Source organism: Streptomyces lusitanus (genome assembly GCF_042647945.1).
GTDB lineage: Bacteria > Actinomycetota > Actinomycetes > Streptomycetales > Streptomycetaceae > Streptomyces > Streptomyces pseudogriseolus.
In genome coordinates this window covers 135,503-155,550 of sequence record NZ_JBHRWL010000015.1, presented here as the reverse complement: position 1 = coordinate 155,550, position 20,048 = coordinate 135,503, and the positions used below count along the sequence as shown (strand labels likewise).

The window sequence follows — 20,048 nt, the reverse complement described above, 5'->3', positions numbered from 1 at the left end:
TGAGCGGTCAGATCCGGGCGCCGGAACCGGGGCCGCGGACGCACCGGGCACGACTCGCCGAACAGGCGCGCGGATTACGCCCGCGGGCCCGCGCCCGGCTGGGCGATCACCGGTGGCGGGCCACCAGGGCCGCTCATAGCTTCGGCCTCATGAACAAACGTCACATCGCGTATCTCGCCTGCGCCACCGCCGTCGTGACGGCGGGACTCGGCGCCGCCCCCTCGACATCGGCCCACCAGTCGGCCGTGCACCGCGTACAGCCCGGGCAGTCCATCCAGAAGGCCGTGGACGCGGCCAGATCGGGCGACACCGTCCTGATCGCCGCCGGCACCTACAAGCAGAGCGTCCAGATCACCCGCTCGGGCATCACCCTGCGCGGCGACGCCGCCGGCCGCACCGTTCTCGAGCCCCCCGCGAGCATCGGAAAGTCCGCCTGCGCCAAGGCGGGCAACGGCGTCTGCGTCACCGGCACCGACAAGAAGCCGCTGAAGAACGTCTCCGTACGGTCCCTGACGGTGCGTGGGTTCGCGAAGAACGGCGTATGGGCGACCGTCACCGAGAACCTCAGGGTGCGCTTCGTGACCTCCGAGAAGAACGGTCAGTGGGGCATCGCCACGGAACGCTCCGCGCGCAGCGTGATCAGCCACAACGTCACCCGCAAGAACGGCGACGCCGGCGTGTTCGTCGCCAACACCGTCGACACCGAGGAAGGCGCCCGCGACGCGAAGAAGACGGTGATCCGCTTCAACGAGACGGCGGACAACCGGGTCGGCGTCACCGTACGGCGGCTGCGCAACCTCAGCGTCGACCACAACGAGGCCACCGGCAACTGTGCCGCCGTGTTCGTCGTCGGCGACGAGTCCAAGCCCCGCGCCGGACACCTCAGCGTCTCCTGGAACCACGTCCACGCCAACAACAAGTACTGCGCCAAGACGCCCCGGCTGCCCTTCCTCCAGGGCTCGGGCATCGTCCTCACCGGCGTCGAGGAGACCCGGGTGACGTTCAACCGGGTCGAGAACAACAAGGGCACCTCCCCGCTGTCCGGCGGCATCGTGCTGTTCAAGAGCCTCGTCGGCACGCCCAGCGAGCGCAACGAGATCCGCGACAACCTGGTGACCGGCAACAGCCCCGCCGACCTCGCCAACCGCGACACCGCCACCACCAACACCTTCAGCGGCAACACCTGCACGCTCTCCGAACCCACCGGAATGTGCTGACCGACCCGACCGTCCCCCCCCACCCACGGCACAACAGCAGAAGCGAGGCAACGGATGACCACCGTTGATCCGGCCCCCGCGCCGCCCATGCGGCTGAGGGAGCTCGTATTCGGAGCGGCCTGCGCGGCCGCCGTACGCGCCGCCGTCCGTCTGGGCGTGCCCGACGCGCTGGACGACAGCCCCATGACCGTCGACGACCTGGCGACGGCGGTGAAGACCCAGCCGCACACCCTGCGACGGCTGCTGCGCGCGCTGTCGTGCCAGGGCGTCTTCGCCGAGAACCCCGACGGCACCTTCGAGCACACCGACATGTCCCGGCTGCTGCGCGAGGACGACCCGCACAGCCTGCGCTACATCGCCCTGTGGTGCACCGAGCCCTGGACCTGGCAGGTGTGGCCGCGCCTCGACGAGGCGGTACGCACCGGCGGCAACGTCTTCGAGGAGGTGTACGAGCAGGAGTTCTTCGCCTACCTCAACGAGTCGGCGCCCGAGTCCGCCCACGTCTTCAACCGGGCCATGACCACCTCCAGCGAGCAGTCCGCGCGGGACGTCGCCCGGCTGCTCGACCTGGACGACGTCCACTCCGTGGTGGACATCGGCGGAGGCCAGGGCCACGTCCTCGCCAGCCTCCTGGAGAAGCACCCCCACCTGCGGGGCACCCTGCTCGACCTGCCGGGCGTCGTCGAGAACGCCGACCCCCGGCTGCGCGACGGCGGCGCGCTCGCCGACCGGGCCCGCATCGTGGCCGGCGACTGCCGCGAGGACGTGCCCGTCGAGGCGGACGTGTACATCATCAAGAACGTGCTGGAGTGGGACGACGACAGCACCCGCCGGGTGCTCGCCGCCATCCGCAGGTCGGCGCGGACCGACGCCCGGGTCGTGGTGATCGAGAACCTCGTCGACGACACCCCGTCCATGCGTTTCACCACCGCCATGGACCTGCTGCTGCTCCTGAACGTCGGGGGCGCCAAGCACACCCGGCAGTCCATGGTGGACCGGCTCACCAAGGCGGGCCTCGTCATCGGCGAGATCCGTCCGGTGAACGCGTACCTGCACGCCTTCGAGTGCACCGTCCCCGCCACGTAGGACCCGCCACACAGGACCCGCCACGTAGGACCCGCCACACAGGACCCGCCACGCAGGGACCCCTACGCAGGGACGAGAAACCCCGAGGCCGCCGGCTCCGCGACTGACGCGGAACCGGCGGCCTCGGGGTTCTCCCGGTTGCGGCGGCTCAGGAGCCGGCGCCGCGCTCCCAGCGGTAGAAGCACTGCGCCATGGCGTCCTTGGGGCCGCGCCACGTGGCCGGGTCGTACGGGCTGACGTACGCCTCGAGCTCCTGGCTGATGCGGCGGAACTCGGGGTGCGAGGCCACCTTCGCGATGGCGGGCGCCGGGTCCTGCTCCGACTCGATGAGGTGCAGGTACACGTCGTCCCCGAACTGGAAGAGACTGCGCCGGCTGACGCCGACCAGGTGGGGGAGCTCACCCCGGTCCGACGCGGCGAACACGTCGGCGATGTCCGGCGCCGAGCCGGGCTTCATCCGGGCGACGATCAGGGCGTGGTGCATGGGATTCCTTCCGGGTCCCCGGCGGGACCGGTGCTCAGCGCGAGGACGCGACGGACGCGGTCTCGGACTCGCGGGCGGCCTGCTCGATCTTGTCCCGGATGAGCGTCATCTGGGTGCGGGAGTTGCGGTTGATGTTGTCCGTCATCCACGCGTCGTCGACCGGCGCGTCGGGCTTCATCGCGAAGTCCTGCGTCCAGCGCATCTCGATCCCGCCCGGCACCTCCTCGTACTCCCACAGGATGTCCATGTGGGCGAAGGGGCCGGTCTCCACGCGGCGGGCGCGCACGGTCCGCTTGGAGCGGTCCGGGGTGCGCTCGGACACCCAGCTCCACACCTTGCCGTTCTCGTCCGGGTGCATGGTCAGCCGGAACGTCGTCGTGTCGCCCTCCCGGGAGAGGACGTCCACCGACGCGTACTCGCTGAACAGCCGCGGCCAGTTCTCGAGGTCGTTGGTCATCTCCCAGACCAGGTCGAAGGGAGCGTCGATGGTGATGCTGTTCTCGGTGTGTCCTGCCACTTTCAGGCTCCAGCCGTGAGGGTGCTGTTGACGAGGTTCAGGAACTCCCGGGGCGTCCTGCACCGCTCCGAGTCGGGCGGCAGGGACGCGCCGTACCGGTTCTCCAGTTCGCCGACGATGCCGAGCAGGCCGAGCGAGTCGAGACCGAAGGAGTCGAAGGGGGACTCCGCGGCGTCCTTGAGTTCCTTGGGGTCGACGGTGATGCCGGCCGCCTGCTTCATCAGGGCGGCCAGCTCGTCGAAGGTCACTTCGGTGGTGATCATGGGTGACTGCTCCTTCCCCGCCCGGATCACCGGGCGGAATCGTCACCGCGGCGCACGACCAGCGCCGCGTTGGAGCCCATCAGTCCCCGGCTGAGGACGAGGGCGGTGCGCAGCTCGGCGGGGCGGGCGTGCTGCGTCACCAGGTCGAGGTCGTGGCAGACGTCGAACACGTTGGGCGTGGGCGGCACCACGCCGTGCTCCATGGCCAGCATCGCCGCCACCGTGTCCAGCACCGGCGCACCGCAGTACGCCCGCCCGAACCCGGTCTTGGGCGCCGTCACCGGCACCCGCGTGCCGTGCGCGCCGAGGGCGTCGGCGATCGCCAGCGCCTCCGCGCGGTCCGCCTCGGGCACGCCCAGGGCGTCGGCGAAGACGACGTCGACCTCCTCCGGGGCGACGCCCGCCTCGTCGAGGGCGCCGGTGATCGCGTGGGCCAGGCCCGCACGGGACTCCGCCCAGCGGGACGCCCCGGTGAACGTCGCCGCGTGACCGGCCACGACACCCCGCACGGGCACCCCGCGCTCACGGGCCCGCTCCTCGTCCTCGACGACGAGCAGCGCACCCCCCTCGGCCGGCACGAACCCGCACGCCTTCTCGGTGAACGGCCGGTAGGCGCGGTCGGGGTCGTCGAGGGTGCTGAGCTCGGGGTAACCGAGCTGGCACACCATCGAGTACGGGGCCAGCGGCGCCTCCGCCGACCCCACCACCATCACGTCCGTGCCGCGCCGCACCGCCCCGGCCGCGTGCGCGAGGGCGTCAAGACCGCCCGCCTCGTCGCTCGCCACCACCCCGCACGGCCCCTTGAGGCCGCCGCGGATGGAGATCTGGCCGGTGCTCGCCGCGTAGAACCAGGCGATCGACTGGTACGGGCCGACGTACTTGGAGCCCTTGCCCCACAGCTTCTGGAGCTCGCGCTGGCCGAACTCGCCGCCGCCGGAGCCGGCCGCGGTGACCACGCCGACCGAGTACGGATCGGCGGGCTCGCCGCCCAGCCCCGCGTCGTCGAGGGCGAGCGCCGCCGCGGCCATCGCGAAGTGGCTGAACCGGTCGGTCTGCACCAGGAAGCGGTCCTCGATCAGGGCCGCCGGGTCGAACGACCGCACCTCGCCCGCCACCCGCAGCGGCATGTGCTCACAGCCCTCGCGGGTGATCAGGTCCAGTACGCCGAGACCTTCGCGGACGGACTTCCAGTAGGCGTCCGTCCGCAGTCCGTTGGGCGCGACCACACCGATGCCGGTGACGGCCGCTCGCCCGGAACGCCGCTTGCTCATCGTGTCCTCCCGCCCGTCCCGGACAGCAGCACCGCGGACTGGAAACCGCCGAACCCGCTGCCGACGGAGAGCACGTGCTCCAGCTTCCGCGGGCGGGCGGTGCGCGGCACGTAGTCCAGGTCGCACTCCGGGTCGGGGGTCTCGTAGTTCGCGGTCGGCGGCACGACCTGGTGCCGCAGCGCGAGCACGCAGGCGACCACCTCGATCGCGCCGATGGCGCCGAGCGAGTGCCCCACCATCGACTTGATGGAGGACATGGGCGTCTCGTACGCGTGCGCGCCCAGCGACCGCTTCACCGCGGCCGTCTCGTGCCGGTCGTTCTGCCGGGTGCCGGAACCGTGCGCGTTGACGTAGTCGATCCGGGTGGGATCGATCCGGGCCTGGTCGAGGGTGCTGTCGATGGCGCGGGCCATCTCCAGGCCCTCACTGGTCAGGCCGGTCATGTGGTAGGCGTTGCCGTAGGTGGCGTAGCCGCCGATCTCGCAGAGGATGTCCGCGCCGCGCGCCCGCGCGTGCTCGTACTCCTCCAGCACCAGCACCGCCGCACCCTCGCCCATCACGAACCCGTCGCGGTGGGCGTCGAACGGCCGCGACGCGTGCTCGGCGTCGTCGTTGTTGGGCGACGTCGCCTTGATGGCGTCGAAGCAGGCCATCGTGATCGGGGAGATCGGCGAGTCCGACGCCCCCGCGACGCAGACGTCCGCCCGGCCCTCGGCGACCGTGTGGAAGGCGTAGCCGACCGCGTCGAGACCGGACGTGCAGCCGGTGGAGACCGTCTGCACCGGGCCCCGGGCGCCGAACTGCTCGGCCACCGTGGAGGCGAGGGTGCTCGGCGAGAACGCCAGGTGCAGCTTGGGCTGCGCCTGGGTGTGGTCCACGTCCCAGCGCCGGCCGCTCTCGCTGACCCGCACGTAGTCCTGTTCCAGCCGGGTGGTGCCGCCGACCGCGCTGCCCAGCGACACCGCGGTCCGCCACGGGTCGAGGGACCCGGTGTCGAGGCCGGAGTGGCGGACCGCCTCCCGGGCCGCGACCACGGCGAACTGGATGTAGCGGTCGGCGTGCTGGCACAGGTCCGCGTCCAGGCCGTGCTCGAACGGGTCGAAGTCGCACTCGGCGGCGATGCGCGAGCGCAGGCCCGCCGGGTCGAACAGGGTGATGCCGCGGGTCGCGGTGCGGCCTGCGGCCAGCAGGTCCCAGAACGCCGTCGCCCCGATGCCGCCGGGAGCGACCACACCTATACCGGTGACGGCCACCCGCCGGGTCATTTTATGGCCTCGCTCGGCTCGGCCGGCCGGGCCGCCTCCGGCCCGCCCACCGTCAACTGGGGCCCGGGCACCGCGCTTTCGTTCTCCTCCGTGTCGACGTGCCCGAGGCTCGGGTGGGGGGCGAGGGGACCGAGGTGGAACACCATGCGGGCCTCCTCGTCGCCGACGTTGCGGAAGCGGTGCCGCATGTCGATCGGGATCATCAGCCCCTGCTCGGCGCGGAGCGCGAACGGCTCGCCGTCCAGGTCCACCTCGAGCGAGCCGTTGACGACGTACACGAACTCCTCGGAGTACGGGTGGTAGTGCTCGGCGATCCGCTCACCGGGCTGGATGACGGCCAGCCCCATGAAGCCGCTCGTGGAGCCCACGGTGGCCGGGGTGAGCAGGGTCCTGAGGTCACCCCCGCGCCGGCGGTTGGGTTCCGTCTCGCTCAGGTCCACGATCCGTGGATGCTGCTTGGACATGGTTGATACCTCCGGGTGTTCCGGTGACGTCCCCGGCGCGACGGCCGCGGGACGTCACCGTGGTCGACCGTCAGGAAGCCGCCGCGCTGCGGTCGGTGACGGGCAGCATGTCGGCGTGCGACAGCAGCCGGTTGAGGGTGCGCTCCGAGTCAAGGGAGCCCTCGACGCCGATCGCGGCGCCGTCCAGGAGCCGCTCCAGCTCCGCAGCCTTGCCCGGGCCCTTGATGCCCAGCGCGGCGAGCGGGTCCAGGTCGAGGTCGCCGGTGACGTCGACGAGACGCACCACGATGTCGTCGCGCTGGAACACGGTGCTCGCGAACACCGGGCTGTCCGGCTCGCCCGCCGCGGCCTCGTCCTGCTCGGCGAGGAACCGCGCCAGGTCCATGCCCCGGCCCGCGACGGCCGGGTAGTACAGCGCGTGCCGCCGCAGCCCGTCGGGCTCCGGCCGGCCGGCCGCCACATGGTGCACGGCGGGCAGCGCGGCCCGGGTGAAGAACAGCCGCGCGGACTCGGGGTCGGTCAGGTCCCGGTCCTGCTCCAGATAGGGGTTGACGGCCTCCTCGACCGCCCGCACCTCCGGCTGGCGCGCCACGTGGCGCAGCGCGGCCAGCAGGTCGCCCTCCACCTCGACGGCCCGCACGACCCGGTTGCCGTGCATGAACAGCGAGGTGCGGCGCAGCCGCGTGGTGTCGTCGACCTGGGCCTTGGGCGACTCGTACCCGGCCAGCAGCTCCGCGACCTTGGACTCGGAGCCCGGCTTGACGGTGAAGGTGAGGGCGTGGCGCGCCACGCCGTCGCCGACCCGCACCGCCGACTGGAGACCGGCCGCCGCCGCGGCGGGGGTGCGGGGCTGCTCGGGGAAGGTCTCGCGCACGACGCTGTAGCGCATCGACCGGGTGTCCCGCACGCAGCTGTGCATCGGCCGGACGGTCTCCACGTGCTCCTCGCTGTTCACCCACGCGAGGAACGGCGGGGCGCTCTCCCATTCGCTGGTGATGAGCCACTGCGACGGGTTCTCGATCGACTGGCACAGCTGGTCGCTGATGTGACCGGGCACGGACGCGACCTTGTTCCGCATGTGCTCGTACGCCTCGAGGAACTGCTCCTGCGCCCCCTCGTACAGGTCGAGCAGCAGGATCACCCGCAGCCTGGAGCCGTCGAAGGCCGACTGCGATATGCGTCCCGACATGGTCATCCGGCGCACCTCTCCTCTTGTTCGGGAAACCCCTGCGGCGGGGCTTCTTCCGGAAGCTCTTCACGGAAGGTCAGGAACGACCGCCGTGTCCGATGGGCAGGGGGTCGCCATGTGTCGATGGTCGGGGCGGCCCCGGAAGCGCGCGAGCGACACGGCGCAGCCGGGTGAACCGCGCGCCATCCGGGTGCCGACCGGACGCGAAGGGCCCCGCACCGGGGATGGAATCAGCGTCCCGTTACCGAACACACCCGGGCGAACGCTGGAGGCGTTTCAATGAACCGATCGGGCACGACCGGCGAGGCGGTCCACCGCACACCCGTCCTCATCGTCGGGGGCTCCCTGGTGGGACTGTCGACGTCCCTGTTCCTGGGGCGGCTCGGTGTGCCGCACACGCTCGTCGAGCGGCACGCGAGCACCTCGATCCATCCGCGGGGGCGGGGGAACAACGTGCGCACGATGGAGCTGTTCCGCACGGCCGGCGTGCAGCAGCGGATCGTGGAGGCCGCGTCGGTCCTGAAGGACAACCACGGCATCCTCCAGACGCCGAGCCTGGTGGGCGACGCGGGCGAGTGGCTGTTCCGGACGATCGACCCGGGCGGCGGCCTCGCCCGCTTCAGCCCCGCCGGCTGGTGCCTGTGCAGCCAGAACGACCTGGAGCCGGTGCTGCTGCGCAGCGCCCGCGAACTGGGCGGGGACCTGCGCTACAACACCGAGATGATGTCCTTCGACCAGGACGGCGACGGGGTGACGGCGCGGGTCAAGAGCCGGGAGACCGGCGAGCACACCACGATCAGGGCGGACTACCTGGTGGCGGCGGACGGCCCGCGCAGCCCCGTCCGTGAGCGGCTCGGCATCGGGCACAACGGTCCCGGCGACCTGTTCCACAACGTCAGCGTCACCTTCACCTCGCGCGGCCTCGCCTCCGTGGTCGGCGACCGCCGGTTCATCGTCTGCTACCTCACCAGCCCGGACGCCGACGGGGCGCTGCTGCCGGTGGACAACCGCGAGAACTGGGTGTTCCACGCCCCCTGGCACCCCGAACACGGCGAGACACTCGAGGAGTTCACCGACGAGCGGCTCACCGCGCACATTCGGCGGGCGGTCGGCGTGCCGGACCTCGACGTGACCGTCACCGGCCGGGCCGCCTGGCACGCCGCCGAGCGGGTCGCCCAGCGGTACGCCGAGGGGCGGGTGTTCCTGGCCGGCGACTCGGCGCACGAGATGTCACCCACCGGGGCGTTCGGCTCCAACACCGGCATCCAGGACGCCCACAACCTCGCCTGGAAGCTGGCCGCCGTGCTCGGCGGCTGGGCCGGACCCGGCCTGCTCGACAGCTACGACGCCGAGCGCCGGCCCGTCGCCGAGGCGACCAGCGCCCGCGCCTCCTCCCGGTCGGTGGAGCACAGCCACCCCGGCTACACGCCCGACGCGGAGGCCGCGGCGCTCGCCGGCCGCAAGGGCGGCATCCTCAACGTGGCCCTCGGCTACCGCTATCCGCGCGGCGCGGTGCTGGGCGCGGACCCGGCGACGCCGGTCGTGCCCGAGGGCCTCGCGCTGAACGGGGAGCCCGGCAGCCGCGCACCGCACCTGTGGCTGGACCGGGCCGGCGCCCGTGTCTCCACGCTCGACCTCTACGAGCGTTCCCTCGTCCTGCTTGCGTCCCCGCACAGCCCGTGGCTCGCCGCCGCGGCCGAGGCGGCGGTGACGCTGCCGGTGCCGCTGGAGGCGTACGGGGTGGGCGAGGGCGCCGACCTGGTGCCCGAGAACGGCGCCGACTGGGCGGCGGCCCACGGTGTCACTCCGGACGGCGCGGTGCTCGTGCGGCCGGACGGGTTCGTCGCCTGGCGGCACGAGGGGCGGGCCGCGGACCCGGCCCGGACCCTGCGGGACACGGTCGCCACGCTGCTGTCCCGCACCTGACCGGCCACCGCACCTGACCGGGCACGGCCGCCGGGGCGGCGCGGGTCACCCGCCGCCGACTCCGCCCTGGCGGCCGCGCTCGGCCTTGGCCAGGTGCTGTTCGAACCGCTGGAGCGCCGGGCCGTCGACGTCCCAGGGCCACGGGGTGACCATGCCCTGGAGCGCCTCGAACACCGGGTGCGCGTCCGCCGCGCGCCCGGCCGCGCACAGCGCGTACGCCAGCACGTTCAGGTCGGCCGGCGCCGCCGCGTGCTGGAAGAACCCCGGCTTGGGCCACAGCGCGGCGGCCTGGTGCAGCGCCGCCGCGAGGTGTCCGCTCTCGAAGAGCTGACCGGCGGTCATCGCCCGCATCCCGCCCTGCGCGAGCAGCCCCTGGTACTGCCGTACGGCCGCGGTGAGTTCGACGGCGGCGCACGGGGCGTTGGCCGGGATGCGGGAGCGGACCGCGTCGACGAAGTCCAGCACCGAGGCGCTGGAGCCGCCCTCCTCGGGCGACAGCAGGGCGAGCATCTGGAGGAACGCCTCGCGGTTCCAGGGGTCGCGGGCGGTGGCCTGCCGCCAGAGGGAGTCGACGTCCTTGTGGTCGTACCGCACGACGCGCGCGGTGCCGAGCAGGACCACCCACGGCAACGGGTCGTCCGGCGACAGCTCGGCGGCCCGGTGACACCGGGAGATCACGGTGTCGGGGTCCTCCAGGCGCCGCTCCTCCAGGGCGCGCACCAGCGTGGTCCAGGAGTGGAACACCAGCGCGTCCACGTCGTCCGGGGCGCGCTCCAGCCAGGTCTCGGCGATGCCCGTGCCGGAGGCGGCCGCGGCCAGCACCGACACCCGGTGGCCGCGGAGGTCCCAGTCGCTCCCCGTCTGCTCCAGCAGCTCGGCGATCAGCTCGGCGTCGGCGGCCTTCCCGCTGCCCCGCTTGCTCAACTTCCCCAGGACCTTGTCCAGTTGGGTGTCCCCGAGGGAACGGGAGATTCGGGGACGTCTGTGGGGGCGCGTGCTGAAGAGGGGCATGTCCGAAGACTAGGAAGCGGATCGCCCCGTTCAACCGGTTCGGGGTGATCGTTATCGATCTGGCCCTTACCGCCGGTCGTCAGGGCAGACCGGGGCGGGGCCGGACAACTCGCCGGCCCCGCCCCGCCGTCGCGCGCGACTCAGGCCGCGGGCGCCGGGTACGTCGGGTACTCCACGCCGGAGACGTACTGGACGACGCGGACGACCTGGCAGGAGTAGCCGAACTCGTTGTCGTACCAGAGGTAGAGGATCGCGTTGTCGCCGTCGACCTTCAGGGCGCCGGCGTCGACGATCGACGCGTGCCGTGAGCCGATGAAGTCGCTGGAGACCGCGTCGGGGGCGCTGATGAAGTCGATCTGGCGCTTCAGCGGCGAGGTCAGCGACACGTTGCGCAGGTGGTCCAGGACCTCCTCGCGGTTGGCCGCGCGGCCCAGCTGGAGGTTGAGGATGGCGATCGACACGTCCGGCACCGGCACGCGGATGGAGCTGCCGGTGATCGGCGCCTTCAGGTCGGGCAGCGCCTTGGCGACGGCCGACGCGGCGCCGGTCTCGGTGATCACCATGTTGAGCGGCGCGGACCGGCCGCGGCGCTCGGACTTGTGGTAGTTGTCCAGCAGGTTCTGGTCGTTGGTGAACGAGTGGACCGTCTCCACGTGGCCGCGCAGCACGCCGTACTCGTCCGCCATCGCCTTCAGCGGCGGCACGATCGCGTTGGTGGTGCAGGACGCGCAGGACAGGATGCGCTCGTCCGGCTTGAGGGTGTCGTGGTTGACCCCGTGCACGATGTTCGGCACGTCGCCCTTGCCGGGCGCGGTCAGCACCACCTTGTCCACGCCGGGCCGCAGGTGCTGCGACAGGCCCTCGCGGTCGCGCCACTTGCCCGTGTTGTCGATCAGGATCGCGTTGTCGATGCCGTACGCGGTGTAGTCGATCTCGGCCGGGTCGTCGGCGTAGATGACCTTGACGACGTTTCCGTTGGCGACGATCGCGCTGTTCGCCTCGTCGACGGTGATCGTGCCCTGGAACTGGCCGTGCACGGAGTCGCGGCGCAGCAGCGAGGCGCGCTTGACGATGTCCTGCTCGCCGCCGCGGCGCACGACGATCGCGCGCAGCCGCAGGCCGTTGCCGGAGCCGGACTTCTCGATCAGCAGGCGGGCGAGGAGCCGGCCGATGCGGCCGAAGCCGTAGAGGACGACGTCGCGCGGCTCGCGGCGGTCGATCTTGTTCGCGCCGGTGGCGCCGGCGACGGCCTCGGCGGTGAACTCGGCGACGGACTTGCCCTGGTCGTCCGCGCGGTAGGCCTCCGCGAGCAGGCCGATGTCGATCTGCGAGGGGCCGAGGTCCAGCGTGGTGAGCGCCTGGAGGAACGGCAGGGTCTCGGTGACGGAGAGCTCCTCGCCGGCGATCTGCCGGGCGAAGCGGTGCGTCTTGAGGATGCTGACCACCGACTTGTTCACCAGGGAGCGGCTGTGCAGCAGGACGGTGACGTCCCGCTCCCGGTGCAGCTTCCCGATGATCGGGATCATCGACTCCGCGATCTCCTCGCGGTGCTTCCAGTTGGTGAACGAGTCTTCGTTGACAGTCACAGCATCATCTTTCGAGCTAGAGGGTGCTCATATGATAGCCATGCCGGTCGGAGGGGTCGGAGGGGGTCCGTCACGGGGGAGAGGCGGGGGCGCCGAGGGAGCGCGGAGGGGGTGCGGAGGGGTCAGGCCGGACGTGCGGGACGGTCGCGCGTCGCAGGGTTGCACGACATGCGAACGGGTACGCGTCCCTCACTGTGCCCGGGGCCGGAGTGTGTCCCGGGCGGGCCGACAACCGCCGCTACCAGGGAATTCTCATGGAAACACCCGCGCACGAGAACAACGCCCCCACGCCCGCGCAGCGGGCCCTGGACGCACTGTCGGAGAACACCGAGGACACGGCCGCGCTGGACGCCCTGGCCAACAGTGACGTGCTGATCCCGGTCCCCGACGACGCGGGCGACGAGGAGGCCGCCGACCCCGGCGCCGTCGCGCTGCCCGTGCTGGAGCAGCCGGGGGGCACCCAGGTGGTGCCCGTGTTCACCTCCGAGCTGGAGATGGCCGGACTGCTCCCGTTCGTGTCCCGCTACCGCCTGGTCCCGCTCGGCGCCCTCGCCGCCCAGTGGCCGGCCGACGACCTGTCCCTCACCATCGACGGCAGCTCCGAACACCGCCTGACCCTGACCTCGGAGGGGGTCCGCACCCTGCTGGCCCGCCCCTGAGGGGGACTGTGACCCGTTGGCCCGTGCCTGTAGGGGCGCGGGCCGACTCGTACGGTCAGTCCCCGAGCGCCCGCGCCAGGGCGGCGCGCTGCACCGGCAGCGTCTCGGCGTGCAGCTCGCGGCCCCGCGCGGTGAGCTGCACATAGACGCCGCGCCGGTCCGTCGGGCAGGTGCTGCGCTCGACCAGGCCGTGCCTCTCCAGCCGGGCGATCAGCCGGGACAGCGCGCTCTGGCTCAGATGCACCCGGCCGACCAGGTTCTGCACCCGGCACCGCTCGCCGCGCGCGGGAGCGGCCGACGCGAGCAGGTCCAGCACCTCGAAATCGGAGCCGCCCACCCCGTAGGGGTGCAGGGCGCGGTCGATCTCGCCCTGGGTGCGGGCGTGCACGGCGAGGATGTCACGCCACCGTTCCTCGAGCCGCGCCTCGTCGGTCGTCCCTGCCATACGGGAACCGTAACATTTGTTCGAAATTCAATGAGTGGCCCGGCGGTCGCGGGCACGATGCCGACGAGAACCCCCGCCACCGCTGTACCTTTCAACCTCCGTGCCGCGCAAGGGCGTTGACTCAGGACAAGCTGCCCGCAGAGCGGGACACGGAGACCCCGGGCGCGGCACAGTGGGAGGGCGCCGGAGACGAGGAAGCCCGGCGGGGAGGTGGACGACATGCTGAGGACTCCCGCCGACGGGACACGACTGCGCATCCTCGCCTGGCTGGGCGAACCGGACACCGCCGAACGCGGCCTCACCGCGGACGACGTCGCCGCCCGCCTCGGCGTCCCCCGCCCCGCGGCCCTCACCCACCTCCGGCTGCTCACCTCCCTCGGCCTCCTCCACCCCACGGGCCAGGACGACACCCCCCGCTACCGCCGCGACGAGATCCGCCTCGCCGAGGTGACGCAGCTGTTCGAGAAGGGCTGGTAGGCCCGGCTCACACGGCGACCGGCCGTTACGCTGATCACCGCGAACGAGTGGGAGACGTACGACGGTGACAGCCCCGGTACCCGAGGAAGCCCGGCCCCGCTCCGCGGTCCGCGCCCAGGCGCCCGTCGTCGCGGCGGTCGCGGCCGGCGGGGGAGCGGGAGCGACGGCCCGGTACGCGGCCACCCTGTGGTGGCCCACCCCGGCGGGCGGCTTCCCCTGGACGATCCTGTGGGTGAACGTCCTCGGCTGCGCCCTGATGGGCGTCCTCATGGTGGCCGTCACCGAGTGGCGCCCCGCTCACCCACTCGTCCGCCCGCTCCTCGGCACCGGCGTCCTCGGCGGCTTCACCACCTTCTCGACGTACGCGGTGGACGTCCGCGGCCTGTTCGAGGCGGGCCGCCCGACGCCCGCCCTGCTGTGTCTCGCCCTGACCCCGGTGACGGCCCTGGCCGCCGTGTGGGCGGCCACCGCGGCCACCCGCCGGGCCCTCCTGGGGCGGCCGGGCGCCGGAGGCACGCGGTGAACTGGCTGTACGTCGTCCTCGGGGCGATGGTTGGGGCGCCGTTGCGGTATCTCACGGACCGGATGGTGCGGTCCAAGACCGGCTCGGCGCTGCCGTGGGGGACGTTCACCGTCAACGTCGCCGGCAGCCTGGTCCTCGGCCTGCTCGCCGGGGCCGCCGCCGCGGGAGTCGCGGGATCCGGTACGCAACTGCTGCTCGGCACCGGCCTCTGCGGCGCCCTCACCACCTACTCGACCTTCTCCTACGAGACCCTCCGCCTGGCCGGGAGCGGCGCCCTCGGGTACGCGGCCGCCAACGTGCTGGTGAGCACGGCGGCCGGCCTGGGCGCCGCCTACGCGGGGGCGGCGCTGGCCGGGGCGGTGTGGCCGTAGGGTCAGCGCCCGGCCTCGCGCAGGGGCGCGCCCACCTGCCGCAGATGGCGCAGCGCCGTACGGTGCGAGGCGACGAGCCCCGACCGGCAGTACGGGATGCCCAGCTCGGCGCAGTACCGCTCGGTGATCACCTGGGCCTTCGCGAGGGCCGGCGTCGGCATGCTGGGGAAGAGATGGTGCTCGATCTGGTAGTTCAGGCCGCCCATGAACACGTCGGTCAGCGCACCGCCGTCGACGTTGCGGGAGGTCAGCACCTGGCGGCGCAGGAAGTCCAGCTCGGTCCCCTCCTCGATCATCGGCATGCCCTTGTGGTTCGGCGCGAACACCGAACCGAGGTAGAGACCGAACAGCCCCTGGTGGACGGCGATGAACACGAGCGCCTTGCCGGGGGAGAGGAGGGTGAAAAGGCCGCCGAAATAGACGACGAAATGCGCCACGAGAAGAGTGCCCTCCAGCACGGGCCGCTTCAGCGACGGACTCCGCAGCGCCTTGAAACTGCTGAAACTCAGATTCAGGCCCTCGAGCGTCAGCAGCGGGAAGAAGAGCGCCGCCTGGTGCTTCCCGACGAACCGGGCCGGCCCCTTGGCCTGCCGCGCCTGACGGCGTGACCACACGATGATGTCGGGGGCGACGTCCGGGTCCTTCTTCTCGTGGTTCGGGTTCGCGTGGTGGCGGGTGTGCTTGTTCATCCACCAGCCGTAACTCATGCCGAGCAGCACGTCGGCCACCAGCAGACCGCCGATCTCACTGGCGCGCCGGCGGGAGAACACCTGGCGGTGCGCCAGGTCGTGCGCGGCCAGCCCGAGCTGCCCGAACACCACGGCCAGCGCGGCGGCGACGAACAGCTGACTCCAGCTGTCGCCCAGCACCAGGAACGCGGCGACGCTCCCGGCGAGCGCCAGACCCACGGCGGTGAAACGCACCGTGTAGTACAGCGGACGGCGGCGCAGAAGTCCCGCCTCGGATATGCGCCGGGACAGCTCGGAGAAGTCACTCCCTCTCGCGGAATGCCCCTCCCGGTCCCTTTTCGGTCCGCTCCCCTCAGGGCTCGTCTGCTTTTCGTCTCCGCCCGGGGAACGGGTGCCGGTCAGTACCGTCGAATTGGCCATGCGCTTCAGTGTGGGTGCGCGGTCCGACGCGCGGAATGGCGGTGGCCCCCGCATGTGAAGGTGTGGTCAGCCCCAGGGCAGGGGGGTGGTGTCCCCAGGGCGGGGGTGTGGCCGGCACCACCCCGGACCGGCCCGCGCTTGACAGTGGACGCGGCCTGCCCGCACGATCGGCCCGTGAACCTGTCAGACAGCCAGACAGGTGGTGCGGGACCGCGACGCGTCAGCGCGACGGAGGCGGTGCTCGCCCACCTCCGCGACGCCATCGAGCGCGGCGCCTACGCGATCGGCGACAAACTGCCCTCCGAGGCGGAGCTCTGCCGCGGACTCCAGGTGTCCCGGCCGGTGCTGCGGGAGGCGCTGCGGGCCCTTCAGACCATGGGCCTGACCGTCTCCCGCACCGGCAAGGGCACCTTCGTGGTCGCCGACGCCGTGCAGGACCCCACCTTCGGCGACTACACGGCCGGACACCTCATGGAGGTGCGCCGGCACGTCGAGATCCCGGTCGCCGGGTACGCCGCCCGCCGCCGCACCCCGGAGGACCTGGACCGGCTGCGGGACCTGCTGGAGCGGATGGAACGGGAGACCGACACCACCGCCTGGGCGGCCATGGACACCCTGTTCCACCTCGCCGTCGCCGAAGCCGCGCAGAACCCGGTGTTCCGGCGGGTCATCGAGGAGATCCGGGACGCGCTGGCCCGCCAGTCCGCCTTCCTCAACGAACTCGGCGGCCGCCGCACCCACTCCGACCGCGAGCACCGGGCCGTCGTCGAGGCCCTCGCCGCCGGCTCCGAGGAGGACGCCGTGCGGGCCATGACCCACCACCTCGACCGCGTCGAGGCCACCCTCACCGACATCGTGCGCCCCCCGCGCACACCGGGCCCGCGCACCACCCCCGAGCAGGCCCGCCACGACAACCCGCAGGCAGTGTGATGCACAGCAGTCTCCCCGCGGCCGCACCCCCGGTCCGCGCACCCCGGCACGCCCCCGTCGCCCACCTGATACGCGGCGGGGTCGTCGAAGGGGTCCACTACGGCTCCGTCGTCGCCCTCGACGCCGACGGCAGGGCCGGCTTCCGCCTCGGCGACCCCGAGGCGGCGTTCTACCCGCGCTCCGCGCTCAAGCCCGTCCAGGCGGTGGCCATGGTCCGCGCCGGTCTCCCCCTCGACGGCGCGCTGCTGTCGCTCGCGGCGGCCAGCCACTCCGGCGAGGAACGCCACCTCGTCGGGACCCTGCGCATCCTCCAGCACGCCGGCCTGACCGAGGAGCACCTGCGCAACGTCCCCGACCTGCCCCTCGACCCCGCCGTCCGGGACACCTGGGTGCGCGCGGGCCGCGGCCCCTCCCGGCTCGCCCAGAACTGCTCCGGCAAGCACGCCGCCATGCTGTGCACGGCGAAGCTGAACGGCTGGCCCGTCGACGACTACCTCGATCCGTCCCACCCGCTCCAGCAGCTGATCGCGGAGACCGTCGAGGACCTCACCGGGCAGCGCGTCGCCACGGTCACCGTCGACGGCTGCGGCGCGCCCCTGTTCGCGGTGTCCCTGGAGGGCCTCGCCCTCGCCGCCGCCCGGATCGCGAGTGCCGCGCCCGGCACCCCCGAGGGCCGGGTCGCCGACGCGATGCGCACCCACGCCGAGATGGCGTCCGGCACGGGCCGTGACGTGGCCGCGCTGATGCGCGCGGTGCCGGGACTGCTGGCCAAGGACGGCTTCGAGGGCGTCCAGGTCGCCGCACTGCCCGACGGCCGCGCCGTCGCCGTGAAGATCGCCGACGGCGCCGGACGCGCCCGCGTCCCGGTCACCGCGGCGGCCCTCACCCACGCGGGCGTGGATCCCGTCCTGCTCACCGCGTTCGCGGGCGAGACGGTCCTCGGCGGCGGCCGCCCGGTCGGCGGAATCCGCCCGGTGACGGGCCTGGGCGCGGCGGCGGAACCGGTCGGCGTCTGAACGGCGGGTCCCACCGCGCCGGGCCGCTCCCGCGCGGTGGACCGAACTGGGCGGCCGGTGCCGGCGGTCACCGCTTCTGCCCCCCCGTCAGTCCTTCGGCACCGGCCCCCACCTCAGCCGGAGGTAGACCGCCACCCCCGCCCCGCCCAGCAGTCCCGCCCCTGTGATCGTCCACCACACCGCACGTCCGTCGGCGTCGTCCCGGCGGGACGCGGACGCCGGCACGGCCACCGCGGCCGCCTCCGGGCCGCCCGGCGGGGCGCCGCGCAGGGCGTCCAGCGAGCCCACCGGGGTCACGCGCCCGGCCGCGTCGAACCCCCAGTCGAGGAGCGCGCGCGCCTCCTCGTAGACCGCGAACCCGTCGTCCGAACGGGGGTTCATGACCGTCGCCACCAGGGTGCGGCCGTCGCGGCGGGCGGCGGCGACCAGGGTGTTGCCGGCATGGCTGGTGTAGCCGTTCTTCACCCCGATCAGCCCCCGGTACGGGGCGACCCCGTCCGCCCCCGTGAGCAGCCGGTTGGTGTTGACGATCGGGTAGCTGCCGCCGTCGCGGGCCGGGAAGCTCGCCTCCGCCCGTGCGCAGTACTCGGCGAACTCGGGGTTGCGCAGCCCCGCCCGGCCGAACACGGCCAGGTCGAACGCCGACGACACCTGGCCGGGCTCGTCGTACCCGTCGGGCGACTTCACCCGGGTGTCGCGGGCGCCCAGGTCCCGCGCCTTCTCCTCCATCCGCTCGGCCGTGGCCCGCCAGCCGCCGCTGAGGGCCGCCAGCACCCGCACGGCGTCGTTGCCGGAGTTGAGGAACACCCCGTTCCAGAGGTCGGAGACCCGGTAGGTCCGGTACTCGGCGACCCCGACGAGACTGCTGCCCGGGCCGATGCCCTCCAGTTCCTCCGGGTCGACGCGGTGCCGGATGCCGGACGGCAGGGCCGGCATCACGGTCAGCGCGAACAGCGTCTTGAGGGTGCTGGCGGGCGGCAGCCTGCGGTGCGCGTCGTGCGCGGCGAGCACCTCGCCGGTGTCCGCGTCGGCGACCAGCCAGGAGCGGGCGGTCAGGTCCGGGACCTCGGGCGCCCCCGCGCGCGGACGGACGTGCGTGCCGGGCCGGTACAGCAGGGACGCCGGCGCGTCCGGCGTCCGTGGCCGGGGATCGACGCCGGGACCGGCGGTCGCCGCGGCGGGCGCGAGCGCCAGCAGACCGGCCGCGCAGAGCACGCACCCCGACACGGCAGCCCGCGAAGCAAATCCGATAGTCATATCGCAAACGTAGGAAGGGGTCTCCCGAACACCGTGCTGCCCCGGCCGGGAGCCGCGCGCGAGCACTCGGATGCTCCGCCCGGCTTGCGGCGGCGTGCCGGCGGGGGAGCGTCCCCGGTGTGCGGGCGTCCGGGCGCGACCGCGGGGCGCTGTCGCGGCCCGGGCCCTAGGCTGGGCGGATGTTCAGCCCCGAAGGCCCCCGACTGAGCGAACTCGCCGTCCAGGCGCTGTCGTCCGTCGAGCGCGGCTACGACCTGCTCGCCCCGAAGTTCGACCACACTCCCTTCCGCACCCCCGACTCCGTGCTGGACGCCACCGTCGCCGCGCTGCTGGAGTCCGGCCCCTACGGCAGCGGGCTCGACCTGTGCTGCGGCACCGGCGCGGGCGTCGACGTGCTGCGCCAGGTGTGCCGGGACGCCGTCACCGGCGTGGACTTCAGCGCCGGAATGCTGGAGGTCGCCCGCTCGCGCCGACGCCCCGAGGGGCTCGACGTGTCCTGGGTGCGGGCGGACGCGCGGGCGCTGCCGTTCGGGCCCGAGTTCGACCTCGTGGTCAGCTTCGGGGCGCTCGGGCACTTCCTGCCGTCCGAGCTGCCGGGCCTGTTCGCGCAGGTGCACAAGGTGCTGCGGCCCGGCGGCCGGTTCGTCCTGCCGGTCGTGGCGCCGCCCCGGCCCGGCTCCCTCGCCCACGCGATGCTGCTCGGGTTCGACACCGTCATGCGGGTGCGCAACGCCGTGTGGCGTCCGCCGTTCGTCATGTACTACCGCGCCGTGCGCTTCGGCGACCTGTGGCGCGGGCTGGAGCGCGCGGGGTTCCGCGTGGAGTTCCTGGCCCTCCCCGAGTTCGGCCGCCGGCGGGACAGGAGCCCCAGGGTGCGGTTGCTCGTGGCCGAGAAGGCCGAGAAGGCCGAGAAGGCCGAGAAGGGGGAGGGGCGGCCACCGCTCGCACCCTGAGCCCGCGGTCCGTCCGAACTCGGCCCCGA

At 72.9% G+C, this 20,048-nt stretch carries 22 protein-coding genes; 10 read left to right on the top strand and 12 right to left on the bottom strand.

Annotated elements, in window-relative coordinates; all coding sequences use genetic code 11:
* Window positions 1-149: 149 nt before the first annotated feature.
* Both ACFOSY_RS21485 and ACFOSY_RS21480 read left to right on the top strand, forming a co-directional pair.
* Window positions 150-1,217 carry a right-handed parallel beta-helix repeat-containing protein gene (locus tag ACFOSY_RS21485; protein WP_394309334.1) on the top strand — a complete coding sequence of 356 codons (1,068 nt, stop codon included), beginning with the start codon at window positions 150-152 and terminating at the stop codon, window positions 1,215-1,217.
* Window positions 1,218-1,271: 54 nt separating this feature from the next.
* Window positions 1,272-2,303, top strand: a complete 1,032-nt coding sequence (locus ACFOSY_RS21480; RefSeq protein WP_394309332.1) for a methyltransferase — start codon at window positions 1,272-1,274, stop codon at window positions 2,301-2,303.
* A gap of 148 nt (window positions 2,304-2,451) precedes the next feature.
* Here the strand turns inward: ACFOSY_RS21480 and ACFOSY_RS21475 are convergent, their stop codons facing one another.
* The 7 genes from ACFOSY_RS21475 to ACFOSY_RS21445 form a co-directional block, all read right to left on the bottom strand.
* A complete protein-coding gene (locus ACFOSY_RS21475; protein ID WP_048456506.1) occupies window positions 2,452-2,787 on the bottom strand; it encodes a TcmI family type II polyketide cyclase in 336 nt (111 codons plus the stop codon).
* A 34-nt stretch (window positions 2,788-2,821) separates the two neighbouring features.
* The gene (locus tag ACFOSY_RS21470) at window positions 2,822-3,304 is read right to left on the bottom strand and encodes an SRPBCC family protein (protein ID WP_394309329.1); all 483 of its coding nucleotides are present in this window, start codon (window positions 3,302-3,304) and stop codon (window positions 2,822-2,824) included.
* Window positions 3,305-3,306: 2 nt separating this feature from the next.
* The gene (locus tag ACFOSY_RS21465; protein WP_031016652.1) at window positions 3,307-3,567 is read right to left on the bottom strand and encodes an acyl carrier protein; all 261 of its coding nucleotides are present in this window, start codon (window positions 3,565-3,567) and stop codon (window positions 3,307-3,309) included.
* A 26-nt stretch (window positions 3,568-3,593) separates the two neighbouring features.
* The gene (locus ACFOSY_RS21460; protein WP_394309326.1) at window positions 3,594-4,838 is read right to left on the bottom strand and encodes a ketosynthase chain-length factor; all 1,245 of its coding nucleotides are present in this window, start codon (window positions 4,836-4,838) and stop codon (window positions 3,594-3,596) included.
* Complete coding sequence (locus ACFOSY_RS21455; protein ID WP_394309324.1) at window positions 4,835-6,103, bottom strand: beta-ketoacyl-[acyl-carrier-protein] synthase family protein; 1,269 nt, start codon at window positions 6,101-6,103, stop codon at window positions 4,835-4,837. The genes ACFOSY_RS21460 and ACFOSY_RS21455 overlap by 4 nt, the downstream gene beginning before the upstream one ends.
* On the bottom strand, window positions 6,100-6,567 hold the full coding sequence (locus tag ACFOSY_RS21450) for a cupin domain-containing protein (protein WP_394309322.1): 468 nt from the start codon (window positions 6,565-6,567) through the stop codon (window positions 6,100-6,102). Before ACFOSY_RS21450 ends, ACFOSY_RS21455 begins: the two co-directional genes overlap by 4 nt.
* 70 nt (window positions 6,568-6,637) lie before the next feature.
* On the bottom strand, window positions 6,638-7,762 hold the full coding sequence (locus tag ACFOSY_RS21445) for a SchA/CurD-like domain-containing protein (RefSeq protein WP_394309320.1): 1,125 nt from the start codon (window positions 7,760-7,762) through the stop codon (window positions 6,638-6,640).
* 273 nt (window positions 7,763-8,035) lie between these two features.
* Between ACFOSY_RS21445 and ACFOSY_RS21440 the strand changes: the two genes are divergently transcribed.
* Window positions 8,036-9,682, top strand: a complete 1,647-nt coding sequence (locus tag ACFOSY_RS21440) for an FAD-dependent oxidoreductase (protein WP_394309318.1) — start codon at window positions 8,036-8,038, stop codon at window positions 9,680-9,682.
* 45 nt (window positions 9,683-9,727) lie between these two features.
* Here the strand turns inward: ACFOSY_RS21440 and ACFOSY_RS21435 are convergent, their stop codons facing one another.
* Window positions 9,728-10,606 (bottom strand): hypothetical protein, encoded by an 879-nt coding sequence (locus ACFOSY_RS21435; RefSeq protein ID WP_394309316.1) that lies wholly within the window; start codon window positions 10,604-10,606, stop codon window positions 9,728-9,730.
* Window positions 10,607-10,833: 227 nt separating this feature from the next.
* Window positions 10,834-12,279: a glyceraldehyde-3-phosphate dehydrogenase gene (locus tag ACFOSY_RS21430; protein WP_394309314.1), complete on the bottom strand. Its 1,446-nt coding sequence runs from the start codon at window positions 12,277-12,279 to the stop codon at window positions 10,834-10,836.
* Between the two features lie 254 nt (window positions 12,280-12,533).
* On the opposite strand from ACFOSY_RS21430, the gene ACFOSY_RS21425 reads away from it, so the two are divergent.
* On the top strand, window positions 12,534-12,938 hold the full coding sequence (locus ACFOSY_RS21425) for an SseB family protein (protein WP_006134511.1): 405 nt from the start codon (window positions 12,534-12,536) through the stop codon (window positions 12,936-12,938).
* A 55-nt stretch (window positions 12,939-12,993) separates the two neighbouring features.
* Here the strand turns inward: ACFOSY_RS21425 and ACFOSY_RS21420 are convergent, their stop codons facing one another.
* The gene (locus ACFOSY_RS21420) at window positions 12,994-13,383 is read right to left on the bottom strand and encodes a MarR family winged helix-turn-helix transcriptional regulator (protein ID WP_394309311.1); all 390 of its coding nucleotides are present in this window, start codon (window positions 13,381-13,383) and stop codon (window positions 12,994-12,996) included.
* A gap of 219 nt (window positions 13,384-13,602) precedes the next feature.
* On the opposite strand from ACFOSY_RS21420, the gene ACFOSY_RS21415 reads away from it, so the two are divergent.
* From ACFOSY_RS21415 to crcB, 3 genes are all read left to right on the top strand, one after another.
* Complete coding sequence (locus ACFOSY_RS21415; RefSeq protein ID WP_394309308.1) at window positions 13,603-13,860, top strand: helix-turn-helix domain-containing protein; 258 nt, start codon at window positions 13,603-13,605, stop codon at window positions 13,858-13,860.
* 64 nt (window positions 13,861-13,924) lie between these two features.
* A complete protein-coding gene (locus ACFOSY_RS21410; RefSeq protein WP_394309306.1) occupies window positions 13,925-14,383 on the top strand; it encodes a fluoride efflux transporter FluC in 459 nt (152 codons plus the stop codon).
* The gene (gene crcB / locus ACFOSY_RS21405; protein ID WP_394309304.1) at window positions 14,380-14,754 is read left to right on the top strand and encodes a fluoride efflux transporter CrcB; all 375 of its coding nucleotides are present in this window, start codon (window positions 14,380-14,382) and stop codon (window positions 14,752-14,754) included. The genes ACFOSY_RS21410 and crcB overlap by 4 nt, the downstream gene beginning before the upstream one ends.
* 2 nt (window positions 14,755-14,756) lie before the next feature.
* On the opposite strand, the gene ACFOSY_RS21400 is transcribed toward crcB, so the two are convergent.
* Window positions 14,757-15,863, bottom strand: coding sequence for a fatty acid desaturase family protein (locus ACFOSY_RS21400; RefSeq protein WP_394309302.1), 1,107 nt, complete (start codon window positions 15,861-15,863; stop codon window positions 14,757-14,759).
* A gap of 174 nt (window positions 15,864-16,037) precedes the next feature.
* Between ACFOSY_RS21400 and ACFOSY_RS21395 the strand changes: the two genes are divergently transcribed.
* Window positions 16,038-16,793 carry a FadR/GntR family transcriptional regulator gene (locus ACFOSY_RS21395; protein WP_394309300.1) on the top strand — a complete coding sequence of 252 codons (756 nt, stop codon included), beginning with the start codon at window positions 16,038-16,040 and terminating at the stop codon, window positions 16,791-16,793.
* On the top strand, window positions 16,793-17,809 hold the full coding sequence (locus ACFOSY_RS21390) for an asparaginase (protein WP_394309298.1): 1,017 nt from the start codon (window positions 16,793-16,795) through the stop codon (window positions 17,807-17,809). Before ACFOSY_RS21395 ends, ACFOSY_RS21390 begins: the two co-directional genes overlap by 1 nt.
* 87 nt (window positions 17,810-17,896) lie before the next feature.
* Here the strand turns inward: ACFOSY_RS21390 and ACFOSY_RS21385 are convergent, their stop codons facing one another.
* On the bottom strand, window positions 17,897-19,066 hold the full coding sequence (locus ACFOSY_RS21385) for a D-alanyl-D-alanine carboxypeptidase family protein (protein WP_394309296.1): 1,170 nt from the start codon (window positions 19,064-19,066) through the stop codon (window positions 17,897-17,899).
* Window positions 19,067-19,245: 179 nt separating this feature from the next.
* On the opposite strand from ACFOSY_RS21385, the gene ACFOSY_RS21380 reads away from it, so the two are divergent.
* Window positions 19,246-20,019, top strand: coding sequence for a class I SAM-dependent methyltransferase (locus tag ACFOSY_RS21380; protein ID WP_394309294.1), 774 nt, complete (start codon window positions 19,246-19,248; stop codon window positions 20,017-20,019).
* The last annotated feature ends 29 nt before the right edge of the window (window positions 20,020-20,048 follow it).